The 13,748-nt window shown below is 44.9% G+C and carries 13 protein-coding genes; 1 reads left to right on the forward strand and 12 read right to left on the reverse strand.

The window, feature by feature from the left end:
* Positions 1 to 245: 245 nt before the first annotated feature.
* Positions 246 to 1,736 (forward strand): ATP-binding protein, encoded by a 1,491-nt coding sequence (locus tag JFC05_RS09635; RefSeq protein WP_198336744.1) that lies wholly within the window; start codon positions 246 to 248, stop codon positions 1,734 to 1,736.
* A gap of 45 nt (positions 1,737 to 1,781) precedes the next feature.
* On the opposite strand, the gene JFC05_RS09640 is transcribed toward JFC05_RS09635, so the two are convergent.
* The 12 genes from JFC05_RS09640 to JFC05_RS09695 form a co-directional block, all read right to left on the reverse strand.
* Positions 1,782 to 1,961, reverse strand: coding sequence for a hypothetical protein (locus JFC05_RS09640; protein ID WP_198336745.1), 180 nt, complete (start codon positions 1,959 to 1,961; stop codon positions 1,782 to 1,784).
* A gap of 51 nt (positions 1,962 to 2,012) precedes the next feature.
* Positions 2,013 to 3,701, reverse strand: a complete 1,689-nt coding sequence (locus tag JFC05_RS09645; protein WP_198336746.1) for an ATP-binding protein — start codon at positions 3,699 to 3,701, stop codon at positions 2,013 to 2,015.
* Between the two features lie 198 nt (positions 3,702 to 3,899).
* Positions 3,900 to 4,616: a response regulator gene (locus JFC05_RS09650; RefSeq protein ID WP_198336747.1), complete on the reverse strand. Its 717-nt coding sequence runs from the start codon at positions 4,614 to 4,616 to the stop codon at positions 3,900 to 3,902.
* A 582-nt stretch (positions 4,617 to 5,198) separates the two neighbouring features.
* Positions 5,199 to 5,615: a F0F1 ATP synthase subunit epsilon gene (locus tag JFC05_RS09655; RefSeq protein ID WP_075101883.1), complete on the reverse strand. Its 417-nt coding sequence runs from the start codon at positions 5,613 to 5,615 to the stop codon at positions 5,199 to 5,201.
* A gap of 104 nt (positions 5,616 to 5,719) precedes the next feature.
* Positions 5,720 to 7,153, reverse strand: a complete 1,434-nt coding sequence (atpD, locus tag JFC05_RS09660; protein WP_105244311.1) for a F0F1 ATP synthase subunit beta — start codon at positions 7,151 to 7,153, stop codon at positions 5,720 to 5,722.
* Between the two features lie 38 nt (positions 7,154 to 7,191).
* Positions 7,192 to 8,073, reverse strand: coding sequence for a F0F1 ATP synthase subunit gamma (gene atpG / locus JFC05_RS09665; RefSeq protein ID WP_198336748.1), 882 nt, complete (start codon positions 8,071 to 8,073; stop codon positions 7,192 to 7,194).
* A gap of 210 nt (positions 8,074 to 8,283) precedes the next feature.
* Positions 8,284 to 9,828, reverse strand: coding sequence for a F0F1 ATP synthase subunit alpha (gene atpA / locus JFC05_RS09670; RefSeq protein WP_105244313.1), 1,545 nt, complete (start codon positions 9,826 to 9,828; stop codon positions 8,284 to 8,286).
* 93 nt (positions 9,829 to 9,921) lie between these two features.
* Positions 9,922 to 10,545: a F0F1 ATP synthase subunit delta gene (locus JFC05_RS09675; protein WP_198336749.1), complete on the reverse strand. Its 624-nt coding sequence runs from the start codon at positions 10,543 to 10,545 to the stop codon at positions 9,922 to 9,924.
* Between the two features lie 13 nt (positions 10,546 to 10,558).
* Complete coding sequence (locus tag JFC05_RS09680) at positions 10,559 to 11,029, reverse strand: F0F1 ATP synthase subunit B (RefSeq protein WP_075101878.1); 471 nt, start codon at positions 11,027 to 11,029, stop codon at positions 10,559 to 10,561.
* A 117-nt stretch (positions 11,030 to 11,146) separates the two neighbouring features.
* Positions 11,147 to 11,395, reverse strand: coding sequence for a F0F1 ATP synthase subunit C (atpE, locus tag JFC05_RS09685; RefSeq protein WP_010197960.1), 249 nt, complete (start codon positions 11,393 to 11,395; stop codon positions 11,147 to 11,149).
* Between the two features lie 33 nt (positions 11,396 to 11,428).
* Entirely contained in the window at positions 11,429 to 12,295 is an 867-nt protein-coding gene (atpB, locus tag JFC05_RS09690; RefSeq protein WP_192993458.1) for a F0F1 ATP synthase subunit A, read from the reverse strand.
* A gap of 718 nt (positions 12,296 to 13,013) precedes the next feature.
* Positions 13,014 to 13,412: an ATP synthase subunit I gene (locus tag JFC05_RS09695; protein WP_198336750.1), complete on the reverse strand. Its 399-nt coding sequence runs from the start codon at positions 13,410 to 13,412 to the stop codon at positions 13,014 to 13,016.
* Between the last annotated feature and the right edge of the window lie 336 nt (positions 13,413 to 13,748).

Below are 13,748 nucleotides of genomic sequence, written 5' to 3' on the forward strand. Positions count from 1 at the left end.
TTCTCTCTTTCGCAGGTATACCAAAAAGGGCATAATTATATCACAGTCTTGATTTATTGAAAACATAAACTGTGCTTATTTAATTATTTATTAACAATAGCTTAAATGGTTATCGATGTAAAATCCTTCTAGGATTTGCATATGGCAATCCTCTGCTATTGCGCCGTTATTTTTGGTGGATGACATCCTTTCTAGACCAAATAACGCTATACTTTATAACGCCTCATGTAACCTACTGGATTGTTATGACTCCATCAAATTTACCAACCCGTCGCAAAGGCTGGCTTGCGCGCTCTTACTCCAACACTTGGCTGACGACTTTGATGGTCGCCTTTATCGTGCTGATCAGTGTCAGTTTATCGATTTTGTTTTTTTGGCGCAGTCTGTATTTGCCAGAGCTCAAAAATCATGCGCGTTATTTGACCAGCGAGCTAAAGCTGATGAATAGCGTCAATAAAGACTGGCAAGCGCGTCCTGATGTGCGCCAGTGGATTTATCGGCACTCGCATGTGGTGGTGGTGGATAATCCAAGCGACTTTCCGGAGGTAGCTGATAAAGCCTTTGTCGGTATCTTCACCAACGTGTTGCAGCGAGAGATTGGCGCTCAATTAGGGCGACCTGTTGAGGTGTATTTTAAATTTAAGCCCACGCCGCAATTATGGGTACAGGACAGCCGTGACGACAGTTTTTGGATTCGTGAGCCTGTGGTGTATTACTCACAGTATAGCCCAAGTCTGCTGGTGTTATTTTTGATTGGTTTGCCTATCTTGTCCTTGCTCACCATTATTTTACTGGCGCGGCAATTAAACCGCCCGCTGCGCTATCTGCAGCGCGCCGCGACCAATTATATTCGTCTTGGTCACGCCACCACCCTGCCCACCCAAAAAGGCCCAACAGAGATACGTCAGGTCAATATGGCCTTTAATCGCCTATTTACCACGCTCAGCCAAGCGCAAAAAGAGCGTACCATCATGCTTGCCGGTATCTCACATGATTTGCGGACGCCGCTGACCCGAATGCGGTTGACCGCTGAGATGCTGCCGGATGATTTTTTTCGTGAAGGGCTGATTTATGATATTGAAGATATGGATGCGATTTTGGAGCAGTTTATCTCGTTTATGAAAGATGGCTCCGATGAGCCTGTGAGCCTGACCAATCTGGACACCATATTTAATGAAATCATGGTGCAATTTGCGCCAATGGAGTTTATCTATCAATCTGAGTGCCATAAAGTGGTACCCGTCAGGCCGCTTTCTATCAAACGTTTGATTATCAACCTTATAAATAATGCCAATCGCTACGGCAAACCGCCCATTTATCTATCGGCAACCGTCATACCGACCTTTGTCGAAACCGCTGTAGATGAAGAAACCGATGTGGTGACGGAAAACGTAGTAAACCAAGAAGCACAAGAACAATTGGTAATCTGTGTGCGCGATTGCGGCGATGGCGTGGCAGAAGACCAATTAGAGCGAATCATGCAACCATTTGAGCGCGGCGAGACGGCACGTACCACACAAGGCAGTGGTCTAGGCTTAGCCATCGTCAGCCGTATTGCAGGGTTACATCATGGTACGGTTGAGGCCATCAATCACCCTGATGGCGGTTTACAAGTGTGCGTACGTATCCCGCTACTCTCTAAGGTGGCTGGCGATGAAACCTTAGCCGCCGATACGCCCACTACCTCAGAGCCATCTGATGAGAAACAGGCCACAGACAAGCCGCCTAACCCTTAAAATTAAGGTTAGGGGCAGACTCAAGCCGCCCCTTGGTTTTAAATCTCAGTCTTTGCTACCAATCACCGGCGGGATGTGCTTAGCACTATTGGTAAAGGCCAGCGGCTGGGTAATCTCCGCTTTGGCCGCCTCTACGGTCTGAGTGCTACTCGGCTGCTGCACAAATAAATAATACCCCAAGGTAATCGCATTTACTATCACCAACCCGCCAAATAAGTATGGCATCCTTTGCCCTCCTCTACTATTGCTCTGCTGATCACTGGCTGTCTTTGCTTATCATTGGTTTTCAATATCACGCTCACTTCTTTCTTGCGTCAACTCATCTGCCGCCAATATCTGTGTCAAGGGCTTAATCGGCCAAGTCATGACAAACCTTGCGCCGCCAAGCTCACGGCTTTCATCTACCTTCATACTGCCGTTAAACCAAAAGGCAATGCGCGAAACGATAGACAGACCAAGTCCATAGCCACCCGATGCACGGGTGCGACTGTCATCCAAGCGCGAAAATGGGATAAACACCTTTTCGCGGTCTTCTTCTGGGATTCCATGACCGTCATCTTCGACACTGACAAAGGCATTGCCCTTTTTGACGCCTGCACTAATGATAATGGTGGTTTCTGCATAGCGTAGAGCGTTGCCTGCCAGGTTCTGAATCACGCGGTGTAGATAGCGACGATCGGCAATTGCGGTCACCTTTGCATTTGGCAAGTTGGTGACTATCTTGATGGGTTTACCTAGCGCGTTGGTTTCGCGCTCGACCTGCTCTAGCAGCTCTCGAAGATTGACAGGCTCTAGATCAAGCTTTGGTGAGCCCTCTTCTAGCTTGGCGTACGTCAAAATCTCGTCAATCAAACCATTTAGCGACTCAATATCTTCATCGATATAGTCACGCTGCATAAAGCGCGAGTCCTCATCATCAGTATCGGCCAGCATATCGACGGCAAACCGTATACGGGCAACAGGCGTACGCAGCTCATGCGAGACCGCGCGTGTCAGCTCACGCTGTGACTCAATCAAACGCTTGATATGTGAGGTCATGGCGTTAAATGTCGCTGACAAACGCGCAATCTCATCTTGGCCAATGACCTGTACTTGGATATCTAGATTGCCTTTACTGACTTCGTTGACGCCCACTTGTATCAGTTGTAGCTTACGCTCAAGCGGAAAAATCAGCGCATACACACCCAAACTAATAAGGAACATACTGATCAAAATCATACTGATGATCAGATTGAGCGGAAACCAGTTAAACAAAGGAACCGGACCGATCAAGATAGCCATGTCATTGATTTCGGAGGGCACTATCACTCTGATCGCTGAGTTGCTCTTACTACTGTTGGTATCCTGCAAAGAGATGACCACCTCATCACGGCGCAAACGCGCTATCTGATCAGAATCCAGATCGAGGGTGTTGACCGCCTGAAACGCAAGCGGAAAAGAAAACTTGTCTTCTAGCTCAGCGAGGCGTGCACGCTTATCCGATAAAGTCATCTGATAAGACAAATCATCTAACAAAAACACAGCAATAGCACGCACTTGCTGTTCGGTCACCTGTGACACCCTCGCGGTCAAGACGCTTTGGCTGTCGGGCAGAGGATAATAAACATCTGCATATACCGGCTGATTGTTATAGCGAACCACGGCATTGTCATTTTCAAGACGGCGTAGCTCGCTGGCGGTGAAGTCCACTTTATCAATCGGTATGATACTAAACGTCGAGCCAAACAAGCTACTGGCATCTGATAACCAATACGCTCGCTGCTGCTCATTGTCCTGATGCGCAATTCCTTCACTGACCAAATGAAACGCCCCTTTGGCCATGGTTTCTCGATAGGACTGCACCCGCTCTTTATTGATAGTATCCATCAATAACTGCGCGAACAAGGCCACGCATAAACAAACGATAAGCAGCCCGGCATAAATCCGAACGAAAATACTGTGTTTTAAAGAAGAAACTAATGACATACGTGCCGTGACCAACTTAGTAAATAAAATCTGCTGATAGTACCCAGCATAGTGCTGCTACATTATGATGGCTTAATTAAACCACATAACGCTGTATTTAAGTTTAAAAATTAAAATTTAGCCACAAAAAAACCAGCAAAGGCGCTGGTTTTTTTGTGAGAATGCGAGACAATTTGTCTTCACTCAGATGTGAGCTGATTAGTTGCCTTCTTTAACAAACAGATAACCCTTACTACGGACGGTCTTAATACGTTTTGGGTTTTCTGGATCATCACCGATTTTTGGACGGATACGCGAGATACGCACATCAATGGAGCGGTCTTGACCATCATACTCAATACCGCGCAGGCGCTCAAAGATATCTTCACGCGATAAAATGCGACCAGCATTCGATGCAAGTAACCATAATAGGTCATATTCGGCGCTAGTAAAATCTACCAGATCATCACTAAGCGTGACTGAACGACCACCATTATCGATGACCAACTCACCAAACTCTAAACGCTGCGGCACATCTTCTGATGGCGCGTTTTCTGAGCGACGTAGCAACGCACGAATACGAGCAAGTAGGACGCGTGGCTGCGCCGGTTTGGCAACATAATCGTCAGCACCCATCTCAAGGCCGAGTACTTGATCCATATCTTCAGTACGGGCGGTCAGCATCAAAATTGGATTCTGGTAATGGGGACGTACTTCACGGCATACTGTCAACCCATCGCTACCAGGAAGCATGACATCAAGCACCACCATATCAGGCTGTTCGTTGACGATACGGCGAATCGCACGATTGCCATCGGTTTCGATGGCGACTTCTAGACCGTTTTTGACCAAGTAGTCTTGGGTCAACATGGCCAGACGCTCATCATCTTCAACAATCAAGATTCGGGGGGTGTTGTCTTCTTCAGTCGTTGTCATTGTTATATCCTCTAATACATCTCATTTAAAAGCAGTAAAAGTAAGAGCGGTAAAATTAATAGCACCATATTGTGGCACGATTGATGTTTGTATAGCTGTTACAACTTGGTAGCACAGTATACTATTAAACGTACGGCTTCCTATACTATAGCCTATAGTCAGTAACAAAACCTATAAACTATAATGATTAAAACTTTAGTTTACGTCCAAAGATTCTACCTCTTTCATGCAAATTAACGGTTTAAAGACTTTTTTAGCGCTTTAATACTGGCATAGATATTGATGCATCACTGTTTACGCATCGCTCAGCACCTATGACAATAGCAATCATGTTTTCAACGCTCACGCAGCATTTACATACTGTCGTCTCTAATATAACCAGATATTCTCATTGTCGCCAGTGTCTTTTTATCTCTGTTAATAAAGTCAGCAGCAAACCGCGATATTGATTACTTTTGTCATATGATTTTAGCTGATACCGGATATATGACAGACATAAAAAAAACAGCCCATGATGGACTGTTTTTTATGCTTACCAAGCATACCAAATAAGAGAGGCTACTTAGTATGATAGAAAATACATTAAGCGCGGTTTTTATATTTACGAATCGTTTGTAGCTGTGCCACAGACTCTGCTAAAGAAGCCAAAGCGGCATTGGTCTGAACCGTATCAGACTGATTGACCAGCATTTGCTCCGCTTTTTTACGCGCTTCGATGATTTTACTTTCATCAAGATTGTGTGCACGCATGGCGGTATCCGCCAATACAGTGACCATCTTTGGCTGAACTTCTAAAACGCCACCTGAAACATAAATCACTTCTTCTTCACCGTTTGGTGTTTGCACGCGCATCGCACCCGGTTTTAGCAAAGTAATAAGCGGTGTGTGACCTGGCAATACACCAATCTCGCCTTCGGTACCCGTAGCTATTAGCATGCTGATCTCGCCCGAATACAACTCTTCACGAGCACTTACGACGCGACATTGTAACGTTGCCATATTTAACTCCTTACGATCAAAACTCAATCAAAACTGCGATGCGTTATCTACTGGCAAGTAGACAGATAGTAGCCCACTTGCCTTTTAGCAATTGCTAACGCAACTTACGCTGCAGTAGATTTCATTTTTTCTGCTTTGGCCACTACTTCTTCGATGCTACCAGCCATGTAGAACGCTTGCTCTGGTAGGTCATCGTATTCACCAGCGATGATTGCTTTAAAGCTGGCAATGGTATCGCGTAGTGGTACATATTTACCAGGCGCACCAGTAAAGACTTCGGCAACGTGGAATGGCTGAGATAAGAAGCGCTGGATCTTACGAGCGCGATAAACAACCAGTTTGTCTTCTTCTGACAACTCGTCCATACCTAGGATGGCGATGATGTCTTTTAGCTCTTTATAGCGCTGCAACACTTCCTGCACACCACGAGCGACGTTATAGTGCTCTTCACCGATGACTTGTGGATCTAGCTGACGTGAGGTTGAATCTAGTGGATCAACCGCAGGATAGATACCTTGTGAGGCGATGTCACGGCTCAGTACGACTGTCGCATCCAAGTGAGCAAACGTCGTTGCTGGTGATGGATCCGTCAAGTCATCCGCTGGTACATAAACGGCTTGCACTGAAGTGATAGAGCCTGATTGCGTTGAAGTAATACGCTCTTGCAGCAGACCCATTTCTTCAGCGAGTGTTGGCTGATAACCAACCGCTGATGGCATACGACCAAGTAGTGCTGATACTTCAGTACCGGCTAGTGTATAACGGTAGATGTTATCAACAAATAGCAGTACGTCACGACCTTTACCAGTGGCAGGATCTTTGGTGTCACGGAAGTACTCCGCCATGGTCAGACCCGTCAGTGCAACACGTAGACGGTTACCTGGTGGCTCATTCATCTGGCCGTATACCATCGCAACTTTAGATTTGCTAAAGTCTTCGGTGTTTACAACGCCAGCTTCTTGCATTTCGTGATAGAAGTCGTTACCTTCACGAGTACGCTCGCCAACACCTGCAAACACAGACAAACCTGAATGTTTCAGAGCGATGTTGTTGATCAGCTCCATCATGTTTACGGTTTTACCAACACCCGCACCACCGAACAGACCAACTTTACCACCTTTGGCGAACGGGCATAGCAAGTCAATAACTTTGATGCCTGTCTCTAGTAGCTCAGTGCTGTTTGATTGCTCAGCATAACTTGGTGCTTCACGGTGGATAGACCATTTCTCGTCAGCAGTAACAGGACCTTCTTCATCGATAGGACGACCAAGAACATCCATGATGCGACCTAGCGTACCAGTGCCAACAGGCACAGAAATCGGTGCACCGGTGTTAGTCACAGGTAAGTTACGCTTTAGGCCTTCAGTTGAACCCATTGCAATAGTACGTACGATACCATCACCTAGCTGTTGCTGCACTTCTAGGGTGGTTTCGGTACCATCTACTTGCAAGGCATCAAAAATTTGAGGAACTTCATTACGGTTGAACTCAACGTCAAGAACCGCGCCAATAATCTGTACAATACGACCGCTACTCATTGCGTTCTCCTTGAACTTCTATATATAGGTGTAGTCAATTATGAAACAGCAGCAGCACCGCCAACGATTTCCGAGATTTCTCGGGTAATCGCCGCTTGACGCAGCTTGTTATAAACCAACTGTAAATCGTTAATAAGGTCACCAGCATTATCTGTTGCCGCTTTCATCGCAACCATACGTGAAGACTGCTCGGAGGCAATGTTTTCCATTACCGCTTGATAAACAATCGACTCGATATAGCGACCAAGCAATTCATCAATCAATGTCTTGATATCAGGCTCGTAGATATAATCCCAGCTAAGTTCTGTCTGTAGACCACTGTCTTCATCATCAAATGACTGCTCTGGTAGAGGCACCAACTGATTAACCGTTGGCTTCTGAGTCATCGCATTGACGAATCGGTTATAGACGACATAAATACGGTCAAGTTTACCGTTACTGTAGTCCTCAAGCATGGCTTGAACCGGTGCATTTAATTGCTCAAACGTTGGTTTGTCACCATAATCGGTCACAGCCGATGTAACATTACCACCAAAGTTTTTGAAGAAGCTGACACCTTTGGCACCGATGACTGCAAACTCAGTTTGTACTGACTGATCTTGATAATCTTGGATACTTTTAGTTAAAGCTTTGAATAAGTTAATATTCAAACCACCCGCTAGGCCACGGTCAGAGGTGATGACAATATAGCCAACCTTATTGACTGGACGCGATACCATATACGGATGTTTGTAGTCTGATGAGGCATGCACCAAATGTGAAATAACCCGGCGCATACTATCAGCATACGGGCGACCCACTTCCATGCGCTCTTGCGCACGGCGCATCTTACTCGCTGCTACCATTTGCATGGCACGAGTGATTTTCTGGGTGCTTTTAATACTGGTGACTTTGGCACGTATCTCTTTTAAGCTTGCCATAATGATTCCAATATAAGAGGGTTAAAAAGCATTGGCGCATGCAACATTTGATAAACAATCACCTTTAAAAAAGGCAATATTTTGTGCATAACGCGATCTAATACCGACGGTGGTTAAGACAGTGGCGCTTTTGTTTTAGCAAAAAGCGTATCAGACAACGCGCCACTTTTTAAACGAGCAGTCATCACCAGATCGGCTTAACCCATTAAATTAATAACTGTGATTTTGTTTAAAAGTCTGTACTGCTGACTTTAAACGACCTGCGATATCATCGTTGTAGTTCGCAGTGTCATCAATCTCGCGCATCAATTCACTTTGCTCATCATGCATATAGCGTAAGTAGGCTTCTTCAAAATCACCAATCTTTTCAACTGGCACATCAGCTAAAAAGCCTTCGTTTGACGCATAGATAACGGCCGCTTGCTCAGAGATTGACATTGGCTGATACTGTTTTTGTTTCATCAGTTCAGTCACGCGCTCACCATGATCAAGCTGTTCACGAGTCGCATCATCAAGATCAGAGGCAAACTGAGCAAAAGCTGCCAATTCACGATACTGAGCCAGTGCGGTACGAATACCACCAGAGAGCTTTTTGATGATCTTAGTCTGCGCAGAACCACCAACACGAGATACCGAGATACCAGCGTTGACTGCTGGACGGATACCTGAGGCGAATAAGCTAGACTCTAGGAAGATCTGACCATCAGTGATCGAAATGACGTTAGTTGGTACGAATGCAGATACGTCACCTGCTTGGGTTTCGATGATAGGCAGAGCGGTCAAAGAACCAGTTTTACCTTTCACTTCGCCATTGGTGAATTTTTCTACGTAATCCGCGTTGACGCGTGATGCACGCTCAAGTAAACGTGAGTGTAAGTAGAATACATCACCAGGATAGGCTTCACGACCTGGCGGACGACGTAGCAATAGTGAAATCTGACGATAAGCAACGGCTTGCTTTGATAAATCATCAAATACAATCAGTGCATCTTCACCGCGATCACGGAAGTACTCACCCATCGTACAGCCTGAGTATGGTGCAAGGTACTGTAGTGCTGCTGGCTCTGATGCCGAAGCGACTACAACGGTGGTATATTCTAGCGCACCGGTTTGCTCAAGCTTACGTACGACGTTGGCAATAGTAGAGCGTTTCTGACCGACTGCGACGTACACACACTTAATACCAGATGCTTTCTGAGCGATGATCGCGTCGATGGCCATTGCTGTTTTACCCGTCTGACGGTCACCAATGATAAGCTCACGCTGGCCACGACCGATTGGAATCATGGTATCAACGGCTTTATAACCGGTCATCACTGGCTGATCAACTGACTGACGGTCGATAACGCCTGGAGCGATTTTTTCGACTTTATCTGTCAATTTGGCATCGATAGGGCCTTTGCCATCGATAGGATTACCCAAGGCATCTACAACACGGCCTAGCAGCTCAGGACCTACTGGTACTTCAAGGATACGACCAGTACAATAGGCTTTTTGACCTTCTTGCAGCTGTAGGTAATCACCAAGTACTACCGCGCCGACAGAATCACGCTCTAAGTTAAGCGCCATTCCATAGATTTCGCCTTCAAACTCAATCATTTCGCCGTACATGGCATCTTCAAGACCATGAATCTGCACGATACCGTCAGATACTTTGACAATCGTGCCTTCATTCTTTGCAGTTGCACCCGCATCAAGGTCTTGAATACGCTGCTTAATCAGGTTACTGATTTCCGCTGGATTCAATTGTTGCATTGCCTTGTTTCCTTTAATTTATGATAACCCGCCCACTGACTTAAATGCTCTTACGCTCACGCAGATTTTATTTGGCTGCGCTACTGAGTGGCATTAGGCAGTTAGCTGTGTTTTTAACTGTTGTAACTTGCCGCGCATCGAATCATCAATGATTTTGTCACCGACTTTGATCGTAGCGCCTGCCAATAGACTTGGATCGACCGACTCGTGAATCACCACACTCGCATTTAACGAGGCAGCAAGACGCTTTTGAATCGTTTCACGCTGGGCGTCGGTCAATGGATAGGCAGAGGTCACATATGCGTCAAGCTGCTTTAAGCTTATGGCCTTGTGACGGCGATAATGCTCATAAACTTCAGGAAGCAGCGCCAGACGCTCTTGTTCTGATAACTGTTTAACGAAGTTACTAAGTGCTACTGATACTTTAGGATAGCTGGTGTCAGCGCTTGGTTGAGCACCTCGGTTCTTATCTAATAGCTGCTTAAAAGCAGAGTCATTAGAACCCGCTACTTGTGTATCATAAAGATCGACCAAAGCAGCTGACTTATGCTCAGCAGAAACAGCTGGATTGTCCAGCCAAGTACTGAACGACTTGTCATTGACAACGCGGCTGGCAATAAATAAGAAGTTTTCCCACTCATTTACCACACCATTTTCGTTGGCATAGTCAAACGCGGCTTTAGCGTACGGTCGTGCTAAGGTTGATAAGTCAGCCATGATATCCTCACAATTACAGCTTCGCCGCCAGTTGGTCTAACATACTGGCATGTTTTTGCTCATCGACTTTGTCTTGCAAAATCTTCTCAGCACCAAGTACAGCCAGTTCAGCAACTTGCGCACGTAATGATTCACGCGCTTGATTGATTTCTTGGTCGATAGATGCTTGTGCTTGTTGGCGAATGCGCTCACCTTCTGCTTGCGCTTGCGCTTTTGCATCTTCGACAAGCTGGTTGGCACTCTTGTTGGCTTGCTCGATTAAAGCCGCGGCTTTAGTCTTCGCAAGATCAAGCTCCTGCTGGACATCTTGCTCTGCGGTCGCCAAGTCTGCTTTTGCTTTTTCTGCGGCATTCAAGCCTTCAGCGATTTTACGCTGACGCTCATTAATGGCCCCGATAAGTGGTGGCCACACGAATTTCATGCAAAAAATCACAAATATTGCAAAAGCAATGGCTTGACCGACGAGGGTAAAATTGATATTCACGTGATCACCTCTTTGTTAATGAAAAATCAGTTTCATTGATCATGTTTGGCAGTCAAATCTTGACTATATTGGATAATAAATCTTTGAATACCAAACATTTACAACTGAGCTTTCGGATTAACCTGCTAGAGGGTTAGCGAACAACAACAGCATAGCAATACCAACACCGATCATCGGAATAGCATCCAAAAGACCTGCTACGATGAACATACGAGTTTGCAACTGTGAGCCAAGCTCTGGTTGACGAGCAACGCCTTCTAAGAATTTACCACCTAGAATAGCAAAACCAATACCTGTGCCAAGTGCGCCAAGACCGATAAGTAGTGCTACTGCGATAACTGTGTAACCACCTAATACTGGATCCATTGATGTATCCTCATTTACCTATTGAATGTCTAATTAATGTTCAGTTGATGATGCAAGCGACATATAAACTATCGTCAGCATCATGAATACGAACGCTTGAAGTGTAATAACTAAGATGTGGAAGATAGCCCACGGTACCGATAACGCCCATTGAATCCAAAACGGCATTAGAGCAATCAGTATGAAAATCAATTCCCCAGCATACATGTTACCGAATAGACGCAGACCAAGTGATACAGGTTTGGCTATCAGAGTAACTGCTTCTAGGATGAAGTTGATGGGGATCAAAATCACTTGTACGATTGGGTTTTTGGCACTAAATGGGTGTAGCGTTAGCTCACCAATAAAGCCGCCCACGCCTTTTTCTTTGATGCTATAAAAGATAATCAACGCAAAGACAGAGAACGACATGCCAAGCGTGATATTAGGATCAGTCGTTGGAACAATCTTAAAGAAAACATGATGGGGATCATGACCCATAGCAGCGCCAACTTGGCCAGCTAAACCTGGAATAAAATCAACAGGGATCAAATCCATCAAGTTCATCAAGAAGATCCAAACAAAAATAGTCAACGCCAATGGCGCGATCAATTTTGAGGTACCACTGTATGAGTCGCGCACGTTGTTATCAACAAACTCAACGATCATCTCAACCGCAGCTTGCGTCTTGCTTGGTACGCCTGAGGTGACTTTTTTGGCAACCATCCAAAAGATGGCACAAAATAAAATACCCAGACCAATTGACCATAGCATAGAATCAAGATGGATAGCGTTAAAGCCCATTTGCGCTGCTTCTTCAGCAGTATGAGCGACTTTCCAGCCCTCGCCCGGCAGATAACCGTACGTCCAATTCGTTAAGTGGTGAGAGATATATTCTGATGATGTTTGCTCGGATGCCATAATGTAAGCTTCTTATTAATCAACGATTTAATCAACTACCAAAAATATGGTTGTCATCTGATGAGGGGTGGTCTTTCTATGTATGTTGCGACTAAGCAAATATATAGAACAAACCAAAGCACTCATGTAACCAATAACATCCAACCCATAGTTCTATTACGATGCGATGTTTGATGGCGTAAGTTAAATTTTAGCTATCAAAAAAGGGCTTATGATAACTCAGTAATAGCCCTTGCATGTATACGCAAAATTATTATATATGTGCTTGCTTACTGCCACATTTTTGTAGCTATCGCTCAATTCGGCGCTTATAAGCAAAATATTTCGCTGCCTATATTAATGCAGCGTTGTATTCGTGTAAAGTCAATTATGACTTTTTTATCCACCGTATGAATAAGTTAGCGGCTACTGACCTTTAGTCGTATAGGTTTGCTTCATTTGCTGGGTAGAAGTATTTAATACTAAACCCAAAGCTTATTAAGACGTTGTGTTGTTTTCATCGTCATTTTGCGCTTATCAATGAATCTTCGTCGCCTATATCGCTATCTTTATATTCCTATCGATAAAAATCATATCAATAGAAATAAAGCACATGTCATTTTTTGACTTTATAGAATCAGTCATAGAGAAATTGGACGGCAGGGTGACTTGCCTAGTACTATTTAATCAGTAACCTGCACAGATAGATCATCATCGATACCATCATGAGCTACCAGCACTAGCGTATGTGCCACAACATCCAACTGTGACTAATTTGCATTACCATAAAACCGATAAACAGCGCTGGCGCAGATAGGGGTTGTACGGTAATAAAAATTAGTGCAAAACCAAACACAGTCAATAGCCATTTGGCCATCTGACCTCGATATAGCTGGCTGACAATGTGTCTGCGCGCGCGATATCCGGTGTACCAAAAAACAAAAGAAGCAAATACAGCCTGTGTGATAAAGCTCAGTAGTGCACCGATTGCGGTGCTCTTTGCGATGATGAGCTGACTATGTAGCCAGCTTATATCTATCATCCAAGCGGCAATGATCAAGATAAATAACAGCCAGGCTTGGCGTTTGATATAAATACCAATCTTGTCTTTTTGGGTGCGTTTGGCGGGTTTGGTCATGGTACGCCTATAGCCTTATAGCATTGGGATAAGACAGCAGAAATACTCGCAGCCTTTTTATCCGTGAATGACTCACTCTACAGGTGTTACCTTTTAACCAAAATAAAACGCCACTTATTATAAGGAGGCTGCAGCCGTTAAGCAAGCAAAATCTACCTTTTATCTCTCCCCTACCCCAATCACTGCTCATGGCTGCCATCAAGAGCGGCAAGCCTGCGCCCGTTATCATTCATTCTAAATAAAGGGAGTAGCGCTATGCCAGCATGCTCCTGTGTTTATCTTATAGTCGATACACTCTAAAAATGTCATAGCGCTACTGGGATGCTATTTTTAAAC

Source organism: Psychrobacter celer (genome assembly GCF_016107555.1).
Lineage (GTDB): Bacteria > Pseudomonadota > Gammaproteobacteria > Pseudomonadales > Moraxellaceae > Psychrobacter > Psychrobacter celer.